Source organism: Anaeromassilibacillus sp. SJQ-1 (assembly GCF_046693725.1).
Taxonomy (GTDB): domain Bacteria; phylum Bacillota; class Clostridia; order Oscillospirales; family Acutalibacteraceae; genus Anaeromassilibacillus.
Genome location: NZ_JBKEIV010000048.1, coordinates 82,585 through 107,486 on the forward strand (window position 1 = coordinate 82,585; position 24,902 = coordinate 107,486).

Genomic DNA, 24,902 nt, shown 5'->3' on the forward strand with positions numbered 1-24,902 from the left:
TTGGATTTTTATTAAACTATTTTAAAATCTAATGATATTTTCTTAAATATCCTCTTTTTTAATTCTTTAATCTATTTATAAACCATTGTGTAGGCAAATTTATCGATATTCTTTTAATAATTCTTTGAATAAGTAAAAAACATTAAATGGGACGTTCCTTTCAGAATACCTCTGTCTTGAAAAGAATACAAATTCACAAACCTTACTCTTTGTTCAAATCATTTAAATATGGGCGCTACTGTTACCTACAAGGAAATTCCCAAAACCTTTTATGTTTTTAACACTAGCCGGGTGTGACGATAAAGCAACCCGTTCGTTCTTCAAGAGGGAGGGAAAGGCGAAGTTCCCTCCTCTTCATAACCTTCTATTCGTCCATATTCAAAAAGTTGGCGTAACGCGAGGCAACCGCTTCCATAAAGGGAAGAATCCATGCCAAAGCGAGATTTTTTTACTCGGATTTTCAAATAGTCTTGCGAAAACTTTCTTCGGTTTAGTTCCCGCTCCATTTGTTCCAGGTATCGCGCTGGTAAATGCGTCCCATTATGTCCTACCAGGATGGCTTGGGGATTGAGAAGGTTTACCGCGTTGACAAGCGCCCTTGTAATCTTCTCGATTACATCCGATAAAACCACATCAACGTGTGGGTCTTCTGTCTGCGCACAAAAGCTGGCAAAATCACCCGCTTGTCCGGTCGCCTCCCGCAAGCGTGCCTCGATGACTGGCATCCCGACATATTCCTCCAGACATCCCCGGTTTCCACAACCGCACTCCGGACCATTGCAGTCAATGCTGGTATGCCCCAGCTCTCCGGCAAAGCCGCTGCTGTTTTGATAGAGCCCGTCGTTCTCGATGATCCCCGATCCAATTCCGGTGGATAGGCCGACATAGAGGAAATTATGAAATTCACGCCCCGCCCCAAAAAGCTTTTCCCCCAACGCAGCGCAGTTCATATCGTTGTTCAGCTCCACTGGCAGTCCCATGTGGTTGCTCAACAGACGCCGCAAGGGCAAATTGGACACTCCGAAGAAGTTGGGCGGGTTCAGCACAACGCCGCTGCCCACATCCAAGGGTCCCACCACGGACACACCGCACCCCAAGATATTGCTTTCCTGTATGCGAATTCGGTCTACAGCGCGGAAAAGCTTTTGCAATATAGAATCTGTGTTCTCTTGTGCAAAAGGTTCCTCTTCCTTCTTCAGAATCCGGAGTTTTAGGTCGAACAATACGGCTGTCACGCCTTCACGCCCCAATTGTACGCCCAGCACCTTCGGTGCCCCCGGCGAAATATCCAGAATGATGGGATTCCGTCCCACGCCGGCGTTGCGCTCCGGTGCGCGTTCCACCACATAATCCTGTTCCATCAGACCGGCAATGATATTACTTACCGTCATTTTTGTCAGCCCGGTCCGCTGCGCAAGTTGAATGCGCGACACGCCGTCATGTGTGCAGAGCAACCGCAACAGCAGTCCCCGATTTTGATATTTTAAATTTTGATTGTTCATTCCCGTTTTTTTTGTCAAACGTATCCCTCCGCTTTGGAGTAAACCAGTTTTCCCCTTTTTATGTACCCATGGTTTGGAAATATCGCGCAGAGCGTTATTCTTAGAATCGTTTTCTGAGGATACTCCCTTTCGCAGCCACTTTCTTACGCCCTGGTATATTGACTTTACTAATATACATATTATATAATAATTTAATAAAAATCAAATGTTTTTGTAGAATGAATAAATTTTTGTATATTTTTACGGTGTTTATTCGAGCAGAACTCAGTGAAGTAGGAGGAATTCTCCCCATGGGGAGGGGATTGTCCGGAAACGTTTGTCGCCACAAGCTGGCAAAGGGGAAAGGGAGTTGTAAGATGATAAAGGTAGTCGTCGCGGACGACGAAGTCAAAGTTTGCCAATTGATCTGCAATTTGGTCGATTGGAGTGCCTTCGATATGGAAATCGTTGCAGTTGCTCACAATGGAGAAGAAGCGCTGGAAATGGTAAGGCAATACCACCCAGATCTGTTGGTAACGGATATTCGCATGCCCGGCTGTGACGGCCTCGAAATGATCGCCAGAGCTAAGCAGCTTTCGGACACACTTGAATTCGTCATCATCAGTGGGTACCGTCATTTTGAATATGCGCAAAGCGCCATCAAATACGGGGTTTCCGATTATCTTCTCAAACCCATTCAAAAAGAAGAACTCTGTGCCACGCTGGAAAAGATGCGCCGGCGGTATCAGCTGCGCAATGAACAGCTCAGCAACGAGGAGCGTCTGCGTATGCGGTTACAGAGTGACATCGACAAGCTGCGTTCCGGATTATTCACACATCTGTTGAACGCCGATCCAGATGGTCCTCTCACACTGGAACAGGCAAATCGGGACTACCATTTTCAGTTCACGCCCGGACTGTATCAAATTTTCATCGTGAAGGTGGACTGCCCTCTTTCGCGGGACAGCATCAAGGTCTTGGAAGAAAAAATATTACATACGCTATGCACCGCCCTGCGCCCTGTATGCAGCGATATGGAGGTCTGCTTTACGGGAAGCCGCGCCTACAGCGTTTTGAACTACCCAGAGGAACGCCGTGGTACCGTGCGCAAACGCATTCTTTCTGCTATGGATGAGCTCCTGGTCCAACTCGGCCTGTTTGAAAACACACAGCTTACCATCGGGCTGGGCAAGGCGGTGGAGGAAGCCGAACAGATGGAGGCCTCCTTGCACAGCGCAGAGTCTGCTGTCGCACAACGTCTATTAGAGGGCACAGGAAAGGTCATTGAGGCAGCCGTTCCAACGGAACCATTTGACACAGATAGCCTTCTTTCGGCACTCACCTGCGAAGTAGAAGCAGCAATGGAGGTACTGGACCGTGAGGCGCTGACGGCGGCTTTAAAGAAATTTCAAAGGGAGGCGCTTGCAGCGCCGGGGATCAATGGACAGCGCCTGCTGGCTCTGTCCTTAAAGGCGTGCCGGATTTATCTGATGGTGTTACATAAACACCAAATCCACGTAGAAAACGCGGATGAGCTTTACCATCGCTTTTCTCAGAAAAGCGATGGCTGTGGAAGTTCGCAAGAGCTTTTTCGGCATCTCAATGGCATCCTCTGCGAATCTTTAGATTCCATTCTTCAAGATCGCCGGCAGGCCGAAAAAAGCCGGTGCGCGCTGCAAAGCAATATATTCAGGAGCATTATATGCAGCCGATCAGTTTGGAGGAGGTCGCGGATTTTGTTGGCTTCAACGCCTCCTATTTCAGTACCCTCTTTAAAAAGGAGAGTGGTAAAAACTTTTTGGAATATCTCTCCGAAGTGCGGATGAACCGTGCAAAAGAGCTCCTCAAGCAGACCAATTTTACGGTGGCAAATATTTGTAGCCAAGTCGGATACAGCGACCTGAAACACTTTACACAGAGCTTTAAAAAAGCAACCGGATTAAAGCCAAACGAGTTCCGGAAGCTCTATTCGTGATAAAGGACGGGGACTACAAATGAAAAAGATACAATCCCGCTATCTATTTGACCGCTGTATGTTGTTTATCCTTGCCTTAGCCGTTTTGGCTGTGCTTTTGTTGGTCGCTCTGGCGATCTATATCGCAGAGGAACCCTGGGCCACCTGGGCGGTACTGGGGGGCGCCGCTCTGCTGGGGGGTGCACTCTATTTTGGTTACCGATGGGTGTATCTTCCCTTCCGGGAAACGGAAAAAATGCTCGAACTATTTGTTGACGGGTATTCCATGAACAGCCCGTATGAGCTTCGTTATCCGATGAGCCCTGGCATGGAGCGCGCGCTGGACAAGCTACACAGTCTATTGAACACCAGAGAGCTCATCAACGCCAGCAAAAAACAGGCGCAATATTTGGCCCTGCAAAACCAGATTAATCCCCACTTCTTATACAACACCTTGGAGGGGATTCGCGGAGAGGCGCTCGCCGCAGGGCTGGATACCGTCGCAAAGATGACGGAGGCCCTCTCCACCTTCTTCCGCTACACCATCTCCAACGTGGAACATCTTGTCTCCTTGGAGGACGAACTGCGCAATATTGAAAATTATTATGTCATACAACGCTATCGCTTTGGCGAGCGCATCAACCTGAGCATTGAGTACGACGATGAGGATGACCGTGACGAACTCAGCAAGTGCCGGATGCCCAAGCTGACTCTTCAACCAATTGTCGAAAATGCCATCATCCACGGCATTGAATGTAAAATTGGGCGCGGCAATATCCGTATTAAATTGGAGGCCACCCCCAGTCGCTTAATCATCACGGTATCGGATGACGGCGTCGGTATGGATGAGGCGCGCCTGCAAAAGCTCAACCGTGAGTTGGAGACTCCCTTTTTGGACTTTGTCACCCCCGATCGGGAAAAGCGCGGCGGTATTGCTATCATCAATGTCAACAGCCGCATCCGCCTTCTCTTTGGGGAGCAATATGGCGTCACTATCTACAGTACCGAAGGGGTTGGCACGGATGTAGAGGTCACCCTCCCGCGGATCACCGGCAAATCAAAGGATTATACACCATGAAAAAAGAAATTATGCGTTTGGACCGTGTCACCCTGATGGAGGGCGAGGTTACGCTGCTGGATGACTTAAACCTGCACATATTTGAGGGCGAAATCATGGGGCTTGTCTGTCTCAATTCCAATGGGCAGGACGCTTTGGTGAATCTCCTTTGTCAAAATGTTCCCATACATTATGGATATATTTACTTCGAAGAGCAGCTGGTCAATAGCTATCGCCACAGTTCCATGGAGCCCAACCGGGTGGCCGTGATTGAGGAAAAAAGCCACATGGCAGAAGGGCTCAGCGTTGCAGACAATATCTTTGTTTTGCGGCGGGGGTTCAAAAAATATCTGATCGCCCCGCGGATTTTGCGTGCACAGCTCTCGCTGTTTACGCAGGAGCTTGACGTGCAGATCGACGCCGGGGAGCTCGCCGGAAATCTCACCCATTTTGAACGCTGTGTCGCTGAGCTTTTGAAGGCCATTATTTCTGGGGCCAAGCTGGTGGTTCTTCGCGACATCAGCAATTTTCTCGGACCAGCCGATCTGATCCATTTTTTAAAATTGCTTCGCCATTATGCAAAAGAAGGCCTCTCCTTTCTCTATATCTGTAATCACCATGAGGAGACCTTTCGAATCTGTGACCGTGTAGCTCTCATGGAAAACGGCCGTGTACGAAAGCTTTTGTTCCGGGAAGATTTCCGAGACGAAATCATCCTGCACTATGCCCTGGACTTCCGGCATCCATTGACACCGCCTGTTCGACCGGAACAACGCAACGGAATGCTGAAGTTGCGTCATCTCTTTACAGACCATATCCACGACATGAACTGTACCATTGAGGAAGGGGAATGTGTCGTTCTGTTGGACAGCAACAGCCTCGTTCTGAACGACTTGGCCGATCTGATGACTGGCGATCGATTCCCTCAAGCGGGAAGAATCCTTCTGGATGCCCGAGACTGGTGTTCCAACCATGAGAAACTCAAGCATAAGGTCTCCTTTATCCGGGAAAATCCCATCCAGACCATGTTGTTCCGAGAAATGTCCTATATTGACAATCTCTGTTTTGCGATGGACTGGCGATGCCCTACTCTGTGGATGAGCCGGCGTATTAAAAAAAGCATTCTTCTGGAATACGAACCGTTGATCGGCAAGGACATACGCGCACAGGACATCACCCATCTGTCCCCCTATTCCCTCTATAGCCTGATCTATTACCGGGTTCACCTGTACCACCCCAAGGTGGTCTTTTTGATGCAGCCTTTCGCCGGGGCTGATATGTATCTACGCCACCATTTGATTCATTTAATCAATAAGCTGCGAGAGCGAAAAATCACCGTTGTCATTTTGGCCGTCAGCCTCTCTGATAGCCTCTTTGTTGCAGACCGCCTTTTGATGTTTGAAGACGGAAACCTTCGCAAAGAGTACCTGCGGGATGAATTTCATCATCTTGCGTTTGCCCCCGGGCAGTCGCTTCTTCATCTCTCAAGCGAAATGGCAAATACAGATACCTCTTCCCTAGACTCCTACTAACCGATTTTTTCCACGGTTTTTCGATCAAAATGAAACGCATTTGAAAAAGGGGACACCTCTGGGTGTCCTCTATCTATATTCGCGCAACCTTTCCTCCTTCTTGCTTCATCATAATCTATCTAAATATTGCCAAACTATTCGAAAAAAAGAATTCATAACGCACAAAATTTCCAAAAGGAACCCCCCATAAGACCAAACACAGCCCCCTTATGTTTCCAAAGCGGGAATGCTATAATAAAGCCATCGTAAAGACAATTGACTAACAGAACGAAACGGTATTTCCACAAGACCGGATCGTTCCAGGAAAAAGATAGGTGGATTTGATGCAAGAATACATAGTGGAACTCGAGCACATCAACAAATCCTTCCCCGGCGTAAAAGCGCTGGACGACGTATCCTTTAACCTAAAGGCTGGCGAGGTCCTCGCTCTGCTGGGTGAAAACGGCGCAGGCAAATCGACCCTGATGAAAATCCTCAGCGGCGTGTATACGCGTGATAGCGGGGACATCAAGCTCTTTGGCGAGAAGATCGACGAACTCACCCCCAAAAAAGCGCAGGCCCTTGGCGTTGCGATCATTCATCAGGAGTTGAACATGTGTGGCCACCTGACCGTGGCAGAGAACATCTTCCTCGGCCGTGAAAGGTTGCATTCAGGCATCCTCAACGAGCGCGAGATGCGCAAGGAGGCTGCAAAAATTCTTGGCAACCTCAACATCGACATCGACCCAGATACCATTGTCGGCGACCTTCCAGTATCCAAGCAACAGATGGTGGAAATCGCAAAGGCGCTCTCCACCAATGCCAAGATTTTAATCATGGACGAACCGACGTCCGCTCTGACATCGAAAGAGATCGACGACCTGTTTGTAATCATCCGTAAACTGCGTGAAGCCGGGCACGGCATCGTCTACATATCCCACCGTTTGGAGGAATTGCAGCACATTGTCGACCGCGTCACCATCATGCGCGATGGAAAGTACATCACCAGCATGAATTTCCAGGATACCAATATGTCCGAGATCATCGCTTATATGGTCGGGCGTGAAATTAAGGAAAAATTCCCCCGTGTAAACTGTGCACGCGGAAAGAAAATTTTGGAGATTCGAAATTTGAACGCTGGGCGTTTGGTCCGCGATATCAACCTGGATCTTTACGCGGGCGAAATCGTTGGAATTGCCGGTCTGATGGGCGCAGGACGTACGGAAACCACGCGGGCCATCTTCGGGATTGATCCCAAGGAAAGCGGAGAGATTCTTCTTGACGGTAAGGCGGTCCATATCCGCAAACCAATGGACGCCATTCGGGCTGGTATCGTGCTCGCACCGGAAGACCGCAAAAAGGATGGCCTGTGTACCAAGTTGAGTATCCGCGACAACATTGCGTTGCCGAATCTGGACATTTTGTGCAACAAATTCGGCGTGGTCAATCACAAAAAAGAAACGGAGATGGTGGAACGTTCCGTCCATGAACTGACCATTAAGCTGGCAAGCTCTGAATCGGACGCTGGAAGTCTTTCCGGCGGCAACCAGCAGAAAATCGTTGTTGCGAAATGGCTGGCGCGAAACTCCCGCGTGGTGATCTTTGATGAACCGACCCGGGGCATCGACGTCGCTGCAAAGGTTGAAATCTACAACCTGATGAACCAACTCAAGCAACAGGGCATCGGCGTCATGTTCGTATCTTCGGAAATGCCGGAAATTCTCGGCATCAGCGACCGAATCCTAGTCATGTGCGACGGCCGCATCACAGGGGAATTTCTCTCCGGAGAGGTTACCCAGAATCAGATTCTGGAGTGCGCCACCCGGTTTGAAAACAAGATTTCTCAAAAGGCCGGCGCTTAACGGCCGGACCTGTATCCGATAACATCAAGATTCAGAATTGGGGAGAGACAAATATGGAAAACAAAGCAAAACAAAACCCGTTTAAAAGGCTATTGGCGATTCGAGGTATGGGCCAGGTAATCACGGTCACATGCGGCTTGATTATTCTGTGCATCGTATTCGGTGTGTTAAATCCGATCTTCTTCTCTGGACAAAATGTCGCCAATCTTCTTCGTCAGATCGCACCGATTCTTCTGATCGGTATTGGCCAGTCCTATGTATTGATTACCGGAAACATTGACCTTTCCATCGGCTCTGTGGTGGGTATGAGTTGTATGATCTCCGCCACCTTGATGACCAAGGGGATCAATCCTTGGATTGCTGTTGGAATCACCTTCATCTGCTGCATCCTGGTGGGTGTTCTCAATGGTCAGCTCGTTGCAAAATGCAAGCTGCCGCCCTTCATCGCAACCTTGGGCACCATGACCATCGCTCGTGGTATCGCACAGATCGTCAACAACAACTATAACACCGATTCCATCGGTGACGGCGCGCAAGCTTTCCGCGACTTTTTCTACTATGGCAAGTTCCTCGGCGTTTACAACACCATCTGGATTGCTGTTGTTCTTTGGATTCTCTTCAACTTCCTGTTGAGCAAAACCCGCACGGGCCGTCATATCTACGCCATTGGCAGCAATGTGGAGGCCGCCCGTCTGTCCGGCGTCAACGTGGTCGCCAGCACAACAAAGGCCTATGTAGTCAGCTCCGTCTGTGCCTGCGTAGTCGGCCTCATTATCTGCGCTACCAGTGGTATGGGTACTATGGACGCAGGTAACATGTATGAAATGTATGCAGTAGCCGCTTCTGTTATCGGCGGTGTATCCACCCTCGGCGGCCAGGGTATCCTGCTCGGCACCGTGATCGGCGCTTCCATCTGGGGTGTGCTTCAGAATGGCCTACAGTTTGCGGGCGCACCGGTCGCAATCCGCAACATCGTGATCGGCATCATTGTTGTAATCTCTGTCTTGTTGGATGTCGTCGTCCGCAGTGGCAAGCCGAGAAGAAAAAAGGAAAAGTCCTCTTCCGAGGCAAAATCCAAAAATGTAGGAGTTAAGGCGTGACGTTTTTCATGTAGACGCTTTAAACAATATCAAAAACAATATCAGGAGGAAAGAATCATGAAATTCAAGAAGCTCGTATCCATTTTCCTGTCTTGTGCACTGATGGCCGGTATGATGGCTGGCTGCAGCGGTGACACAGGAACCAGCAACGCCCCCGAATCCACCACAGACGGCCAAGTATCCGATACCAATACCGGCGACGATACCAACGCAGGTGGTAATCACAAAATTTACCTGATTACAATGGACCAGATGGACCAGCACTGGGTCAATGTGGATGCAGGTTGTAAGAAGGCAGTCGAGGAGCTCGGCAATGTCGACTACACTTGGCTGGCTCCGGATGTCAAAGACGACGCGAAGCAGATTGAATGTGTAAATAACGCGGTTGCCGGTGGCGCAGAAGCCATTCTTTTGGCAGCCAATGGTCCGGACGCTGTAACCGCTGCTCTGGAAGAAGCGGATGCCGCTGGCGTCAAGATTGTCTACGTTGATTCCGCAGCAGATTTCCCGGGTGTACAGACCCTCGCAACGGACAATAAGGCAGCTGGCACCATCGCTGGCGAAGAGATGATTAAGGCTCTTGAGGCACAGGGGATCACCGAGGGTAAGATCGGTATCGTCAACGTCAATGCAGCAACTGCTTCCACGGTTGCCCGTGAAGAAGGCTTCCGTGCAGCATTTGAAGGAACCAATTTTGAACTCCTGGAAACCCAGTACGGCGATGGCGATGCAGCAAAGTCCAAGGACATCGCTGCGAACTACATCACCCAGGGCTGTGTTGGCATCTTCGGCGCAAATGAAGGCTCCACCGTCGGTACCGGCAACGCTATTCAGGAAGCTGGCCAGACCGTCATCGGCGTTGGTTTTGACAAGTCCGATACGATCCTCAACCTGATCAAGAATGGTTATATTCTCTGCACTATGGCACAGAACCCGGACGTTATGGGTTATGAGGGCATCCAGACAGCAGTCAAGGCCCTGGAAGGCGAGGACATCGGCGAAGAATTCGTTGATACCGGTGTTTCCGTCATTGACAAAGATTCCATCTAATTCTCTCTTCTCTAATCTATAATATCTTCTTCTCTAATCCTCTTTTTAACTTTCTTGAAAAGGCGGCTTCCGAAGACGGAGGCCGCCTTTTGCTCTCATCACCATAGGAGGGATTTTATGTTTGCCATTGGAGTGGACATTGGAGGTACAAAATGTGCTGTATGCTTGGGCCAGATGTCCGAGGATTCCGTAGAAATTCTTTATAAATGTACACCACACCCAACCGCTTCATTTTCCCCGGAGGAGATGATTCACCGGTTATCCGAGGATGTACGCGACTGTATGGCCCATGCCCCCGACCGGCCGGTCGGAATTGGCATCAGCTGTGGCGGCCCATTGGATAGCCGGACAGGCCGCATCCTATCCCCACCCAATCTCCCCGGCTGGGATGATATTCCAATTGTGGAACGACTTCAAGCACCAACAGGGCTTCCCGCCTGGCTCTGCAACGATGCCAACGCCTGTGCCCTGGCAGAATGGCGTTTCGGCGCAGGACGCGGTTGTTCCAGCATGCTATTTCTGACCTTTGGAACCGGTTTGGGGGCAGGGGTCATTCTGGATGGGCATCTCTATACTGGGGCTAGTGACATGGCAGGAGAATTGGGACATATCCGTCTCTCAGAATCAGGGCCCGTTGGCTATGGAAAAATGGGGTCGTTTGAAGGCTTTTGTAGCGGCGGCGGAATCGCACAATTGGCCCGTATGTTTTTGTTGCAGGAGCTACAAAGGGGTAAAAAGCCAGATCTCTGCCCGCATGTCGAACAGCTGGATACGATCACCACCGCGGACGTAGGCCGGGCCGCACAGGCCGGTGATCCTTTGGCATTGCGTATTCTACAAGCAGCCGGTGAACAGCTTGGCAAAGGGCTTTCGATTGTGATTGATTTACTAAATCCAGAACGAATTGTAATCGGAAGCATCTTTGCCCGTTGCCAGGAACAGCTCTGGCCAGCTGCTGAACGTGTGATTGCAGAAGAGACGCTTCCTGCTGCACGCGCCGCCTGTTCTGTCGTCCCCTGCGCTCTTTCAGAATCCGTTGGAGACATCGCAGCGCTTACCGTCGCACTCTACTATCAAGAAAAGGAGAACCACATATGAACATGCGTACACAGCAAATTATGCAGGAATTTTATACACTCCATCCGGATTTGACATTCCTCGAAGCCGAATTGTCAAAAGCGCTCCGGCTACTTTTGGATACCTTTCGCTCTGGCGGGAAACTCCTGATCTGCGGAAATGGAGGCAGCAGCGCTGACAGTGAACACATTGTTGGGGAGCTCATGAAAGGATTTTTGCTCAAGCGCCCACTTTCATCGGATAAAAAGGACCTGTTCACAAATCTGTTTGGCGAGGATGGCAAGCAGATCGCGGAAGTCTTGCAGGAGGCGCTGCCTGCTATTTCTCTATCCACACATACGGCATTAAGCACCGCCTTCTCTAACGATGTCGATCCCAGCCTGGCCTTTGCACAGCAGGTACTCGGATATGCAAATCCTGGGGATATCCTTCTAGGAATCAGCACTTCAGGCAATTCCAAAAATGTTTGTGCTGCAGCGATGTGTGCACATGTATGTGGGGCAAAGGTTCTCGCATTGACCGGCCAAAGCGGTGGAAAATTGGCTTCACTGGCAGATTGCGCTCTTACCGCGCCGGAGACGCGGACGTTTCGTATACAGGAATATCACTTGGCAATGTACCACTATCTTTGTGCCGCTGTGGAATCCGAATGCTTTACACAATAAGCCTTATGGGAACCATTGCATGCAAGTCTCACCTTTTATCCTAAAATAACAAAGGGTAGCCAACCAAAGCCGGTAATCCCTTTTCCGTTGCCCACATTTCACTTGCTGGTTACCCAATTGAGAGCCCTTTAACACCTCTTTTTTCGGTGCTTGTGACGGATCGGAACCTTTTGTTGAGTCATTCGTATCATTTTCATGAATTCAATCGAAAACCTGAAGTTTTTGCCGCAAGAGGTGTAAAAACAACCTTGTATTCTGGAACTAAAAAATAATTCCATATAAACAAATCACTTCAGATAACGACGTTGTTGATAATCTGCTTTATTTGCTCATATGCCGTGTAGGTAAACCCGGCACGCCATCTTGATCATTTCCTTTGCTTGTCTGTATTCAGCGCAGACAAATGCGGTAAACCATTTTAACTGCCGCAGTCCGCAATGTGGTTCGCAATCATGTGTGGATTGAACTATCATGGCTTATAGTACTCCTTTCTTTGCCGGTGGCCAAACGCATCCGGGGAGGCCAAATCATGCCATTTCTGGCGCTGCCTCTTTTCCGATAAAAGACCGTTCAACTACCGAATCAATGGATGAAAGTTCGATGATTGTCGAAGCGCTTCTGCTTTGAGGCGGTGGCCTCCTTAGGAGGTATGCGCTCTATCCAACAGAGCTACGGGGGCTTATACAGAAAATATTTCATTTTGAAGGACTCCAGGATTCGAACGATTCGATTTTTAGGAGGCATGTGTTCTATCCATCTAGACTACGGAGATATTGCGATTTTTTATGGTAAAGGATGGAGCGAATCGCCTCCCATGGCTTTGATGATTGGATTATAAAAGAGGACACAGAATAATCCGTTTTCTCTTTGGGCTATAGAGGAGCTTTTGAACGTCGTCCTTCTTGCGAAGCGCGCGGATTGAAATCCGTATTTTCTACATCGCCTCACAACAGCGTAAGTTCCCTTCTATGCGGAGGGTATGGATTGAAATCCGATTGAGCATTTAACCGATCTTGTCTCTCGTGTGTCACCCTTCATGTCAAGGGGATAGGTTGAGATCCTACGAACTTTAGTGTAAAATACGCCTATCAGAACGTCCCTTTTCACACGTAGAGTACAAGTTGAAAGCAATACAATGATAAAGCGCTACTGAAACAGTAAAGTCCTCTTCCATGTGGAGAAGTGTCGATCGAAATTATCAACGGCGGGGCCGGAATACCAGCAAACACGTGTCCTCCTTCACACGGAGCGTGTGAATGGGAATTGGATATATTTGTAATATATCCAGACATTCTCCTACCACACTTCACAGGGAGAGGTGGGTTGAAATGCGACTGGCACACCGATCTGCAACCGGATTGTGGATCTTTTTTCCCTAAAATACATTTGAGAGACAATCTGCTGGTTTCTACAATCGAGATAGGCGTGGTGGCTTTTCACGGGTATGTTCCTAAGGCAGTTCTATGGATAAAGAAAAGAGCACGTTGCGAAACTACTTTTCGCGACGTGCTCTTTTTTGGCCAGTATGTACCCTTATTCGCGCCCCATGTTTCATAACAATACACGCATGGCCCTTTTTATTTCCAACACAAGGTCGTATGATTGAAGTGTTTCTGTAAAAAATCGAATCCATAAACAGGGCCTTTGCTGGTTTGAAGTCGTTCTTTGAATCCAATCAAGCCGGCTCCTAATTTTTTTCAATTCCATTATACATATTCTTTCCTCTTTTATCAAGACTATTATACCATATTAATATAGTTATATATACACTTAAACAATGCTTTATATACCTATAAAATATGAATAAAACGTGTTGAGCGATGAGAGTGTGGGAATATGGGATATTTTGATCAGAAATTTCACAAACGCGAAAAGAAGTACCGACGAAACTACGAGATTGACGACAGTCTTTATGTGCGTTTGGAACAGCTCTCTACCATTTACGATGCAACCGTCACCGACCTTGTAAATGCGTCCCTAGAACACTTAATTGAGAGTGAACAAATTTCTCTCTACAAAAAAGCAGCAAACGATTTTTCTGTCACACATACGTTGCTCATCCGTGAAAGCAATCTCGCCGGGTTAGAGGACCTCAAGGCAAAATATGGCGTAAGCATTTATAAACTGGTGAATATTGCTATAAAAAACGTGTTAGACGAATACGATTCACAAAGGAGATAGGCATGCAGCCGGTCTCCTTTTTTGTTGTAAACCTTTACGGTGGTTAACCGGATGGTCGGTTAGGCAAACAAGGGCAGATGATCTTGATAATCTGCTTTACTTGCCCATATGCGGTATAGGTAAACCCAGCACGCCATCTTGATCATTTTCCCTTGCTTGTCTATATTCAACATAGGCAAATGCGGCAAACCATCTTGATAATTGTTACAGAACTTCCCTACATTTTATAGGCAAATGGAGCTAACCAATAAAAGCCGCACTATTGAAAATAGAAATCTTTTTTCTTGACAGCGTAACAATGTTTTGTTATACTACGTTTGTGAAACAAAACATTGTTACGTTAGAAGGTGATTATCTTTTGGACCTTATTTCAAAAAAGGAACTTTTGGCACAAACTGGCATCTCCTACGGGCAGCTCTATCGTTGGAAACGGGCACGTCTGATCCCGGAGGAGTGGTTTTTGAAGCAATCTGCCTTTACTGGGCAGGAAACCTTCTTTCCCCGGGAACAAGTCCTGCGGCGTATTCAAGCGATACTCGATGCAAAGGACCAGTATTCGCTGGAAGAACTGGCAAAAATCCTTTCTCCTGAGGACTCCTCAGAACTTTACCCTGCGGATGCATTGGAACAAATGGAGGAAATCAGCGGGAGCCTTCTACCTGCAATCATTGCATCCTGTCCCAAAGAAGCCTATAGCCTCGCCGAGATTACACTTTTCGCAGCCCTTTCTGAAACTGCGTGGAATCAAGACATTTCTCGGGAACACATGGAGGATCTCCTTCGCAGAGGCTCATCGATACTCTCCACCCTCAAGGGATTGGACTGGACTTGTACAGTATTTATTTCACATGGCATGTATCATCTTGCCTTTTCAAAAGGTACCGTACCAATCCAATTTGACTGTGAAATCCAGGTCTTAGATGTACGTCCCTTGGGAGAACTCTCCAATCAGATGAAACTTCGGTATCAAAACATACGAAATTGTTAGGAGGAATCGGATATGCAGGATATACGAATTGATGGGATTGGAAAAATTCCAGGGGGAAGCTTTGGCCGGCTTGTGATCGATGGCGTCGGCGAATGTATTGGAGATTTGGAAGCGGATACGCTCAAAGTGGATGGGTTGCTCAAATGCCGTGGGGCGGTTACAGTAAAAGAGCTAAATTGCGACGGCACTGCGCGCTTCGACAAAGACATCCAGGCTGGACGTCTTTCTGTGGATGGACTTCTAGCAATGACGAACGGCTCTAAATTGGAAGCAGACGAAGTCCTCTGTGACGGAAGCATCAGCATGGATGGACAGATCTGTGCGGATACTGTTCAGGCAGACGGATTGATTCGCGCACGAGAAATTGTGGGAGATCGCATTATCATTCAATCCTACCTGGGAACATGGGGAAAGCTTTTTACAAAAGGCGGTTCCAAGATCGAACTGATTGAAGCCACTTATGTAGAATTGAAGGGTGTTACCGCACAGACCGTCAATGGCAGCCGAGTGGTCATTGGCCCAAAATGTCAGATCGAGCATCTGGACTGTAATGGAACACTGTCCATCGACCCAAGTGCCACAGTACAACATATCACCGGAGAATATACCATATATGATAAAGAGTAAAGCCGATTCTCCCTCTGTTGTAAATCCTTTTTACGTATGAACCTATCTTAAGAATAACCGGCAAAAAGCCTTCTTTCAAGAACACTTCTTTGATCCGTTGCATAAAATGGACGAAAAGAAAAAAGGGGGCTCCAAATTGAAAGCGCATACGCCCGAACAAACGGCTCTCCGGGTTTCCTCTGTCAGTATTGTGGGCAACATTCTGCTTTCGGGCTTTAAACTTTTTGCAGGTTTTGCCGCAAGGTCTAGTGCCCTAATCTCCGATGCTGTCCATTCGGCCTCCGATGTGTTCAGCACAGTTGTGGTTATGGTTGGAATAAAAGTTGCACACCGGGCGGCAGACAAAAGCCACCCTTATGGACATGAGCGGATGGAATGTGTCGCCGCTATGTTATTGGCAGTATTATTGGCAGCTACTGGCTTTGGAATTGGTGCGACCGGAATCTCGCAAATTTTTTCCGGCAGGTATCTTCCACCCGCCCCGGGACTTCTGGCCTTGGCTGCTGCCGGAATTTCCATTCTGACCAAAGAAGCCATGTTCTGGTATACATATTTCGCAGCAAAACGTATCCATTCCAGCGCATTGATGGCGGACGCATGGCATCATCGGTCGGATGCACTTTCCTCCATCGGAAGTTTTGCCGGAATTCTTGGCGCGCGCTTAGGACTCCCTATTTTAGACCCGCTTGCAAGCGTTGGGATTTGTCTGTTCATTCTAAAGGCCGCCTGGGATATTTTTCGTGATGCGATCGGCAAAATGACTGACCATTCCTGTGACGATGTAACAGTCGCAAAGCTACAGGAGCTCATCCTAAAGCAGGAGGGTGTTCTTGGCATTGACGATTTGAAAACGCGCCTGTTTGGTGACCGAATATATGTAGACATCGAAATTCGGGCAGATGGAAACAAAACACTGACCGAAGCACACGCCATTGCGCAGAGGACCCATGACGCTGTAGAAGCGTATTTCCCCACAGTAAAGCATTGTATGATTCATGTCAATCCTATGGTGCTAGAGATACCGATTAAACGGTAAACCGCTCTGTGAAGGATAGAAGGTCCCGCATCTTCTTTCCAAACAAAAGCCCCCTGAAACGGTTTTTTACCATTTCAGGGGGCTTCATCATTTTATAACCCCAACAATGCCTGTGCGACAGAAAAGTAAATTACAAGCGAGCATGCATCGACAATCGTCGTAATCAGCGGAGCTGCCATAATAGCAGGATCGGCATGCAATACCTTCGCCAGCATGGGAAGAACGCCTCCGATGGTTTTGGCCATCATCACGGTCGCCAAGAGTGCAATCGCCACGGTCAAGGCAATTCCCTCCTGTCCGGGGTAGAAGATCGCCAGACGTACAAAATTCACCGCACTCAAAACGATCCCCACCAACAGGCTGACCCGTAGTTCTTTCCAGAGCACACGAAAAAAGTCGTGGAAGGCAATCTCTCCCACCGCCATACCACGGATAATCAAAGTGCTGCTCTGACTCCCCGCATTTCCACCTGTATCGGTCAACATCGGAATAAAAGTGACCAATAAGGGCATGGCAGCAAAGGCCGCTTCAAATTTTCCAAGAATTCCACCGGTAATCATCCCGGAAACCATCAGTACCAACAACCATACAATGCGATTCTTTGCGAGTATAAAAACATTGGTCTTGAGGTATGGCTTCTCCGAGGGCCGCATTGCAGCCATCTTTTCAAAATCCTCTGTAGCCTCTTCTTCCAATACATCCATGCCATCGTCGAAAGTCACCATACCAACCAGACGGTTTTCATGGTCCACTACAGGCATGGAAAGGAAATCGTACCGCATCATCCGTTGAACAGCCTTTTCCCGATCCTCCAAGGTTGTTGCGGTAATTACATCCGGTTCCATAATCGTTTCGACGGTAACATCATCATCGGCCAAAAGCAGCTCCTTTACCGTGATAACCCCCTGCAAAAAGCGCTGCTCATCGATGACATAAGCTGTATAGATGGATTCGCAATCTGCACCTGTGCGGCGAATGCGTTGAATGGCATCCCTGACAGTCATATCCTTGCGCAAGTCGATAAACTCTGCTGTCATGATGCTTCCAACCGAATTTTCCGGGTAGTTCAAAAAGGTATTGATCTGCTTACGTGTTTCCGGTCGGGCACTCCTCAAAACACGCTTGACCACATTGGCAGGCATCTCTTCCAGCATGTCCACCACATCGTCTACGAACAGTTCTTCAACCATCTCCGAGAGCTCTGTGTCGGTGAACGAGTCCACCATGACCTGCTGCATATCCGGAGACAGATTCGAAAACACCTCGGCTGCCAGTTCCTTGGGCAACGTGCGAAAAGCGATAACCGCATTTTCCTTTGACAAACCTTCGATAAATTCGGCGATATCCACCTCATTTTCTCTTGTCATGGCTGCCCGCAGCGTAAGATACTCTTTTTGCTCCAAAAGGTTTTGAAAGGCATTCAAACGATCCATTCTCTCCATTGGGTTCTCCTCCTGTCTTTATTTTACAGGGAGGAAGCCGCCAAAGGAACAAAACATAAGGGGATTGTGCACATCCCCTTATGGCAACATCTCTTCGCAAACTTTCAGCAGAAACACCTCGGAAAAACCGATGGCCCAACCGCTGTTCTACGCCAAGAAACGTCTTTGTCCTGTGCCGTACTTCGTCCACAAAGGTCCACCGATTTTCCCTCCTTTGATTCATTTCAGCCGAATTTTTGCCTATTTCGTCTGTATTTAGAGAATATCACGTTTTATCTTTCTTTTCAAGGGAATCTCTCATGTTTTAACAATTTTACACAATTTTTAGGAATCGTACAGAAATACAATCTGTACGCCATTTATTTTTGTTTTCTTTTGGTTGCACCTGAAAGGATTCCTTATCAAATCATTCACGAAATCTGGACATTGGAAGAGCCGCCGCCCATAAGGGCGGCGGCTCTTCCAATACAGACAACCGTGCCTGCTGTCTGCCTTCTGGGACCGTTGTGGGATATTTCGATCGTTCGTTCCCATCGCGGCCTTATGATCGATGGCTATTGTGTGTATTGTCTTTTAATCCTATCCCGATAAAAAACAAATACCATGATTGTGATTGACCGTCTCACCGTCCTTACCGATTGTGTCCAGCAATCACAAATTGCTCATTCACCTGTTCCACTTTTCTACCCTCGTATTCGCTCAACCAACGACAGGAAACTCCAGGAGGAACAAAAGCTTTCTCAAAGCCTTTGTTCCCACTCTTTACCGCCCTCTAAGTCTCATAGAAGTAGAGCGGTGCTGTCAGAGTGAACACCAGACACGCATTTCAATCCACACCTCCCCATGGAAGGCGACTGTTTACCCGGTGGTTCCACCACAGAGTTTTTCTCTTTCCATCCACATCACCCTTGGAAAACCTGCATTAAAAAGGTCTATTCATTTCTGAAAAAACCTTTTTGTAAGATTCTTTCCAAGAGTGACGGCTCTGGGGGCTGGCCTGGGCATATGGGGTGTTGTATTTCAATCCTCGCGTTCTTGCGAACAACGACCTTTTCATAATCCCAAAAATAGGAACTAAAAATCAATGTTTATATCTCAATGATGAAACGCGATACCTTCACCCCCAGTTACCCACTTGTTTTCTAAAAAAGTCTCTTTGTTCTTGCCAACAACTGTTTCTCGAAGGATAGGCAAAGCATGGATGCCCTTGGGGCATGCTCTATCCCTTTTTCAGAAACCTCAGCTAATCCATCTTTTGTTTTTATTCATATCACATTCCATACGAAATTGCAATCCTGTTTTTCTACAATTGCACATGACCCGACAACTGTTTCCGATTCTTTTGATTTTCTTTCAACTTCTTAAAAGAAACGACCATCTCCTTTGCTAGCCATCCATCTTTTCTCTTCCCACATTTCCTTCCCGTTTGATTCTGATTTTTGCTATTGATTCACGTGTACAGAATCTATATAATAGAAGTATCTATTTCCTTCTTTGGCGGGGCGCCCTTGTGATTCATGTTCTGCAAATTCTCCTGCTGTCCTCTATACAGAAAAAGATAGCGGCCGCTTCCCATCTCTTCTGCGAAAAATGGCTTTTCATGGAGAAATTTGTTTTGAGCAATCCATGTTGCGGTATTTCTCGGCCATCCTGTCGAATAAGGAAGAAAAACGTTTGAGGAGTGTGACCCCATGGCAAAGGAATCCACTGTATCCCGGAAAGACTTCTTCAAGTTGAAGGAGAACAAGACCACGGTACGCACAGAGATTGTGGCCGGCCTGACCACCTTCTTTACGATGGCGTACATCATCTTCGTCAACCCCTCCATCCTGGGTACCACCGGCATGGACACAGGCGCAATTATGCTGGCAACCTGTATCTCGGCTGCCATTGGCACCCTGTTGATGGGCCTCTTATCCAACTATCCGTTGGCGCAGGCACCTGGTATGGGCTTGAATGCGTTCTTTGCATTCACTATCTGCGGCACATACGGGTACTCCTGGCAGGCTGGTTTGGCCGCTGTTTTTATCTCCGGTTTGATCTTTATCCTTCTGACCGCTACCGGTGGCAGAGAAGCGATTGTAAATGCAATTCCGCTGCCCATTAAAAAAGCGATCAGCGGTGGCATTGGCCTGTTCATTGCAATTGTCGCTTTGATTAATGCGGGGATTGTTGCAAACAGTGACTCTACTTTGATTACTCTCGGAAATTTCAGCGATCCAAAGGTACTGCTTGCTGTAATTGGAATCGTAATCACCACGGTCCTTGTGGTATGGCATGTCAAAGGCGGCCTGTTTATCAGCATCCTGATCACAACCGTTGTCGGCGCAATCATGCAGTTTGGATTTGGCGCAAATGTGGGGATTGCAAAGGGCCTGTCTGTCGGCAATTCTCTGGCCCCAACCTTTGGCCAGTTCCTCGGCGGCTTTGGTGAGTTGCTCAAGTTGGACCAGGGAATCGGCGTTGCCATTTTCTCCCTGATTTCCGTTTTGATTTCTTTGACCATGGTCGACATGTTCGACACCGTTGGTACACTGTATGGTACTGCGAGCAAAGCTGGATTCCTGACAAAGGACGGCAAGCTGCCGGGCGCCAACAAGGCTCTGATGGCAGACGCTATTGCAACTTCGGTTGGCGCTGTCCTGGGCACTTCGACAGTCACCACCTATGTAGAATCCAGTTCCGGTATTTCTGAAGGCGGCCGAACCGGTTTGACCAGCGTCACGACGGCTATCTGTTTTGTTTTGGCGATATTCCTCGCGCCTTTCCTCGGATTTGTTCCGGGCGCTGCGACATACCCCGTGCTGGTACTGGTTGGCGTTATGATGATGGGCGGCGTCCGTGATATCGACTGGAACGACATGGAGATCGCCATTCCGTGCTTCCTCACCATTGCCATGATGCCGTTTGCCTACAGCATTTCCGAAGGCATTGCCTTTGGTTGCATCAGCTATACAATCATCAAACTGGTCCGTGGCAAAGCCAAAGAGGTCCATCCGGTTATGTACGCGATTTCGATTCTCTTCTTGATCCGCTACGTGCTCCAGTACATCCATATTGTATAAGTTTCCCACATTTGTTCATATATCTAAAAACCCCCGCTGCAACCCATGCAGCGGGGGTTCATTGTTTTTCTATGCGAAGCCACCTATTATGCCTATCAAATTCTACATTTTTATTGCTCATTTCGGATTCATGGTTTTGTCATTGGAAGAGGCCATTCCGAGCATAGCATGCCACCATCGCTTCTCACTCAGACAATGGTTTAACAGAACAAAGACGCCGTAACCAAGAACGCCTCCCAACACATTCATGATGACATCGTCAATATCTGCAGACCGTCCTGTGAAATACTGCAATGTCTCAATCATCACAGTTATGCCAAACGCTCCTAAAACCGTTTTCCAAAGGGCGCGAAGCCTTTGGAATACCATGGGCAATAATACTCCAAAGGGGATAAACATGAAAACATTCAGCACCAGCTGGCTGACCATATCCCTGATCCCCATCTCGTAAGGATGCCGTATCCATTCGAAAGGCGCCAGATTCAGAAAATGGTATGTTGGCGCAAAATCAATGCCCCCAATGAGAAGAGTCGCATCCAAGACCAGAATCGTAAAGCACAACCATGCATACACCGTCAAGTGCCGCCAAACGGGACGGCGCTCCTTTCGATGCCACAAATAATAAGGCAAATAGAGAAATCCCCCCAGAAGCAATGAAAAGGGCACTCCTACCATCAACACACCCAAAAACATTGATACACCACCTATTTAACATATGTAATATCTGTATTATTTTGAATAGTACAGTTTAAGTATGGCATATTTCCTTTTTTCTGTCAAGCGGTAAAATACGGGAACCAAGGAGAGGCTTCCATGCAGGATTTCATAAAAAAGCACATAAGGTAACGCCCTAAATCACATTGTTTGATGACTGTGATTCAGGGCGCATCATTTTGTTTTATATGTTTTTTGTAAAGTCCATTCCCGTATATCCTCGCTGTAAGAGGCCATTTATCCACGGGAGGATCTTTCTCTTTTTCGATGCCACAGATAAAATGCTATGCATATTCCACACAGGAGTAACGGCACCAATAGAGCAACCAGATTGAAGGAACCTGCCACAAAGATGGAGGTCGGGCCGTCCGCACCGCCGATTATTGCGATATCCCCGGAAGGAGCAGAATGCATATCGAAATTCCCCATTATTGCATGAAGCAGTGCTGGGAAAAGAAAACTGTCAATTACCTGCCAAAGCGCCAATACGCCAAAAAAAATTCCACCGATGAAGAGTATCCAATCCAACGCTGTACGATGGGGAAGCAACTGGTCGGAAAAATTCTCATGGAATTCTGCTGCTACCTTCTCGGGAGCCCCCATATCTGCAATAATTTGTTCTTGGGATTCTCCCGCCTCCATGCGGACGATAAAGTCGTTCAACAAATCGTTTTTTATCCGCCTTTTAGTCTTATGAGGTAAGCGCAAATTCCGCACAATTGCGCGGACATAGGTTTCTTTTGTCATCTTTATTCGTCCTCCCCTTGTAAAAAATGATTGGCTACACCGTCAAATCTGCGCCATAATCCCAATAGCTCTTTCAAAGCAATGTTCCCTTCGGGTGTACAACGGTAATACTTCTTGGCTACGCTCTTGTCCTCTGGGACACTCCATTCCGACACGATCAGGCCGTCGTCTTCCAAACGGTACAAGATGGGATAGAGCGTTCCTTCCTTGATGCGGAACAGGCCTCCACTCTCTTGATCAAGGCGTTGCAGGAGTTGGTAGCCATAAGCGCGTCCCTGGCTCAAAAGCTTAAGGACAATAATCTCCAGCAGTCCGCGCTTGAGCTGCCGCTCATATCGCACATCCATTTCTTTTCTCCTGTTCTCAATTATTTAGTATTACTAAATATTAGTATATGCAAAACACCCCATTTGTCAACCCCCTATCCCAAAGGTTTTCTAAATTTCTACCATCAGGCCCCTGGAAAAAGGGCGATAAAGACTCCTACAGGTTGAGTCTTGGGGTATAAAAATGTTATAATTATGAATGAGATAATAAGATCATAAAGGGGAATCGTCATGCCAAGATTCTTTATTGATTATATTCCGGAGGAACGCGCTGTCCTCACGGGAACCGATGGCCATCATATTGCCAAATCCCTGCGAATGCGGCCAGGGGAATCGTTGATTCTCTGTGACAGCATTGGCACGGACTATCACTGTGAAATTGAGCGGGTTGAAGGCGATACTGTGACCGTAAAGGTGCTTCATTTCTGCCAAAGCGTCAGCGAACCTACGGTTCATGTCACACTCTATCAAGCATTTCCAAAAGCAGACAAGATGGACTCCGTTGTTCAAAAGGCCGTAGAACTTGGGGTTACACGGATTGTCCCCATGCTTTCTGAACGATGTGTTTCCCGGCCGGACGAAAAAGCGGTTAAGAAGAAGATTGACCGCTGGCAAAAAATCTCCGAAGAAGCGGCCAAACAAAGCGGTCGAGGTGTGATTCCTCAAGTTTCTATGCCGCTTTCTTTCCGTTCTGCTATTCAAGAAGCGATTGAGACCGGAAAAGCTCTGTTTTTTTATGAAGGGGGCGGTGAACACATTTCGTCTCTGGTCGATTCGGAAATACGGGAACTCTCGTTATTCATAGGGCCGGAGGGCGGCTTCGCCAGCTCGGAGGTTCAGTTTGCAAAAGAACAAGGTGTATCTGTCGCAACCCTTGGGCCGCGGATTCTGCGCACAGAAACAGCCCCCATCGCAGCGCTGGCAGCTGTCATGCTCGCCACTGATAACCTGTAGGAAAGGAATGGAGTGACCATGCAGACGGCACTTGTAACAGGAGCTTCCCGTGGAATTGGGGCCGCAATTGCACGGGGATTGGCTTCAGATGGTTATCGGGTAGCCATCAACTATCATACCAATCAAACGGCCGCAGAGACGCTTTGTCAGGAGTTACAACAGTTGACAAATCTGCCCCATTTGGCCGTACGTGCCGACGTCTCCGATCGTTCTCAGGCGGAAGCGATGTTTGCTGCTGTGGGAAATGTGGATGTTTTGGTCAACAATGCGGGAATTGCCCAACAAAAACTATTCACCGATTTGACAGAAGAGGACTGGGACCACATGTTCGCAGTCGACGTGAAGGGTGTTTTCCACTGCTGCCAGTTGGCGCTTCCGCACATGATCCGCCAGAAGGATGGCGTTATTGTGAACATATCCTCCATGTGGGGGCAGGTCGGCGCTTCCTGCGAAGTCCATTACTCCGCTGCAAAAGCAGCGGTAATCGGGCTGACAAAATCGCTTGCAAAAGAGCTGGGGCCTTCCCATATTCGTGTCAATTGCATTGCCCCCGGAGTGATCGAGACGGACATGAATGCCCTGTTGGGGGTAGAAACGCTGGAATGCCTGCGAGAGGAAACCCCTTTGGAAATTCTGGGAACACCTGCCCATATCGCCGACGCTGTGCGTTTTCTTGTTTCCAGCCGCGCTTCCTTTATCACCGGCCAAGTCTTAGGCGTCAATGGAGGTATGATTATCTAAGGCCAAAGGAAAGGAAGCCTGTCCGGGAGGATGGATGGTCCCTGCCAAAGAGTCGTCTCGCGGCCATACGGCTTTAGAAAGAGCGAGTGGCCTAGCTTTGTAAATCGCTGTTGTTTAAGCACGGGCAAAGGAACTTCCCTTTTCATTTCCTGTAGCGATAGTCTTCTGCCAGTCGCCGTTCATAAGAGCGCGAGGGTTGAAATAAATTATATCATCGATGCGGTTAAAATGATGATTGCTGTCACCGTTTCATAGCGGTGTGGATTGAAATACGTTTTGCGTTAGGCCTGTGGGAACGCCTCCGCATGTCATTGCTTTTACAAA

21 protein-coding genes are annotated in these 24,902 nt (G+C 48.0%); 16 read left to right on the forward strand and 5 right to left on the reverse strand.

Going from position 1 to position 24,902, the window contains the following annotated elements:
- Positions 1–320: 320 nt before the first annotated feature.
- On the reverse strand, positions 321–1,520 hold the full coding sequence (locus ACGCCZ_RS13975) for an ROK family transcriptional regulator (RefSeq protein WP_411656349.1): 1,200 nt from the start codon (positions 1,518–1,520) through the stop codon (positions 321–323).
- A gap of 338 nt (positions 1,521–1,858) precedes the next feature.
- Here ACGCCZ_RS13975 and ACGCCZ_RS13980 point away from each other — a divergent pair, with 338 nt between their 5' ends.
- The 13 genes from ACGCCZ_RS13980 to ACGCCZ_RS14040 all read left to right on the forward strand — a co-directional run bounded on the left by ACGCCZ_RS13980 (position 1,859) and on the right by ACGCCZ_RS14040 (position 16,589).
- Positions 1,859–3,307 carry a response regulator gene (locus ACGCCZ_RS13980; protein WP_411656350.1) on the forward strand — a complete coding sequence of 483 codons (1,449 nt, stop codon included), beginning with the start codon at positions 1,859–1,861 and terminating at the stop codon, positions 3,305–3,307.
- Entirely contained in the window at positions 3,199–3,456 is a 258-nt protein-coding gene (locus ACGCCZ_RS13985) for a helix-turn-helix domain-containing protein (protein WP_411656456.1), read from the forward strand. The genes ACGCCZ_RS13980 and ACGCCZ_RS13985 overlap by 109 nt, the downstream gene beginning before the upstream one ends.
- Positions 3,457–3,475: 19 nt before the next feature.
- Positions 3,476–4,513, forward strand: coding sequence for a sensor histidine kinase (locus ACGCCZ_RS13990; RefSeq protein ID WP_198945581.1), 1,038 nt, complete (start codon positions 3,476–3,478; stop codon positions 4,511–4,513).
- Positions 4,510–6,024: an ATP-binding cassette domain-containing protein gene (locus tag ACGCCZ_RS13995; protein ID WP_411656351.1), complete on the forward strand. Its 1,515-nt coding sequence runs from the start codon at positions 4,510–4,512 to the stop codon at positions 6,022–6,024. Before ACGCCZ_RS13990 ends, ACGCCZ_RS13995 begins: the two co-directional genes overlap by 4 nt.
- Before the next feature lie 323 nt (positions 6,025–6,347).
- Positions 6,348–7,865: a sugar ABC transporter ATP-binding protein gene (locus ACGCCZ_RS14000; protein WP_054323828.1), complete on the forward strand. Its 1,518-nt coding sequence runs from the start codon at positions 6,348–6,350 to the stop codon at positions 7,863–7,865.
- Positions 7,866–7,918: 53 nt separating this feature from the next.
- Positions 7,919–8,965, forward strand: a complete 1,047-nt coding sequence (locus ACGCCZ_RS14005) for an ABC transporter permease (RefSeq protein ID WP_054323737.1) — start codon at positions 7,919–7,921, stop codon at positions 8,963–8,965.
- A gap of 57 nt (positions 8,966–9,022) precedes the next feature.
- A complete protein-coding gene (locus tag ACGCCZ_RS14010) occupies positions 9,023–10,015 on the forward strand; it encodes an ABC transporter substrate-binding protein (RefSeq protein WP_054323738.1) in 993 nt (330 codons plus the stop codon).
- Between the two features lie 117 nt (positions 10,016–10,132).
- A complete protein-coding gene (locus ACGCCZ_RS14015) occupies positions 10,133–11,113 on the forward strand; it encodes an ROK family protein (RefSeq protein WP_411656352.1) in 981 nt (326 codons plus the stop codon).
- Complete coding sequence (locus ACGCCZ_RS14020; RefSeq protein WP_054323739.1) at positions 11,110–11,757, forward strand: D-sedoheptulose-7-phosphate isomerase; 648 nt, start codon at positions 11,110–11,112, stop codon at positions 11,755–11,757. Before ACGCCZ_RS14015 ends, ACGCCZ_RS14020 begins: the two co-directional genes overlap by 4 nt.
- 1,836 nt (positions 11,758–13,593) lie before the next feature.
- The gene (locus tag ACGCCZ_RS14025) at positions 13,594–13,938 is read left to right on the forward strand and encodes a hypothetical protein (protein ID WP_085531444.1); all 345 of its coding nucleotides are present in this window, start codon (positions 13,594–13,596) and stop codon (positions 13,936–13,938) included.
- Between the two features lie 358 nt (positions 13,939–14,296).
- The gene (locus ACGCCZ_RS14030) at positions 14,297–14,926 is read left to right on the forward strand and encodes a DUF4004 family protein (protein ID WP_158088910.1); all 630 of its coding nucleotides are present in this window, start codon (positions 14,297–14,299) and stop codon (positions 14,924–14,926) included.
- 12 nt (positions 14,927–14,938) lie between these two features.
- Complete coding sequence (locus tag ACGCCZ_RS14035; protein ID WP_054323742.1) at positions 14,939–15,553, forward strand: polymer-forming cytoskeletal protein; 615 nt, start codon at positions 14,939–14,941, stop codon at positions 15,551–15,553.
- 106 nt (positions 15,554–15,659) lie between these two features.
- A complete protein-coding gene (locus tag ACGCCZ_RS14040; RefSeq protein WP_175055203.1) occupies positions 15,660–16,589 on the forward strand; it encodes a cation diffusion facilitator family transporter in 930 nt (309 codons plus the stop codon).
- Between the two features lie 92 nt (positions 16,590–16,681).
- On the opposite strand, the gene mgtE is transcribed toward ACGCCZ_RS14040, so the two are convergent.
- A complete protein-coding gene (gene mgtE, locus ACGCCZ_RS14045) occupies positions 16,682–18,031 on the reverse strand; it encodes a magnesium transporter (RefSeq protein WP_082402148.1) in 1,350 nt (449 codons plus the stop codon).
- Between the two features lie 1,691 nt (positions 18,032–19,722).
- Between mgtE and ACGCCZ_RS14050 the strand changes: the two genes are divergently transcribed.
- A complete protein-coding gene (locus tag ACGCCZ_RS14050) occupies positions 19,723–21,096 on the forward strand; it encodes an NCS2 family permease (protein WP_085531429.1) in 1,374 nt (457 codons plus the stop codon).
- 117 nt (positions 21,097–21,213) lie between these two features.
- On the opposite strand, the gene ACGCCZ_RS14055 is transcribed toward ACGCCZ_RS14050, so the two are convergent.
- The 3 genes from ACGCCZ_RS14055 to ACGCCZ_RS14065 all read right to left on the reverse strand — a co-directional run bounded on the left by ACGCCZ_RS14055 (position 21,214) and on the right by ACGCCZ_RS14065 (position 22,904).
- Positions 21,214–21,726, reverse strand: a complete 513-nt coding sequence (locus tag ACGCCZ_RS14055) for a VanZ family protein (RefSeq protein ID WP_411656353.1) — start codon at positions 21,724–21,726, stop codon at positions 21,214–21,216.
- Between the two features lie 321 nt (positions 21,727–22,047).
- The gene (locus tag ACGCCZ_RS14060) at positions 22,048–22,557 is read right to left on the reverse strand and encodes an HAAS signaling domain-containing protein (protein WP_411656354.1); all 510 of its coding nucleotides are present in this window, start codon (positions 22,555–22,557) and stop codon (positions 22,048–22,050) included.
- Between the two features lie 2 nt (positions 22,558–22,559).
- Positions 22,560–22,904, reverse strand: coding sequence for a PadR family transcriptional regulator (locus tag ACGCCZ_RS14065; RefSeq protein WP_054323747.1), 345 nt, complete (start codon positions 22,902–22,904; stop codon positions 22,560–22,562).
- A 210-nt stretch (positions 22,905–23,114) separates the two neighbouring features.
- On the opposite strand from ACGCCZ_RS14065, the gene ACGCCZ_RS14070 reads away from it, so the two are divergent.
- Both ACGCCZ_RS14070 and ymfI read left to right on the forward strand, forming a co-directional pair.
- On the forward strand, positions 23,115–23,837 hold the full coding sequence (locus ACGCCZ_RS14070; protein ID WP_054323748.1) for a 16S rRNA (uracil(1498)-N(3))-methyltransferase: 723 nt from the start codon (positions 23,115–23,117) through the stop codon (positions 23,835–23,837).
- A gap of 18 nt (positions 23,838–23,855) precedes the next feature.
- On the forward strand, positions 23,856–24,578 hold the full coding sequence (gene ymfI / locus ACGCCZ_RS14075; protein ID WP_054323830.1) for an elongation factor P 5-aminopentanone reductase: 723 nt from the start codon (positions 23,856–23,858) through the stop codon (positions 24,576–24,578).
- The last annotated feature ends 324 nt before the right edge of the window (positions 24,579–24,902 follow it).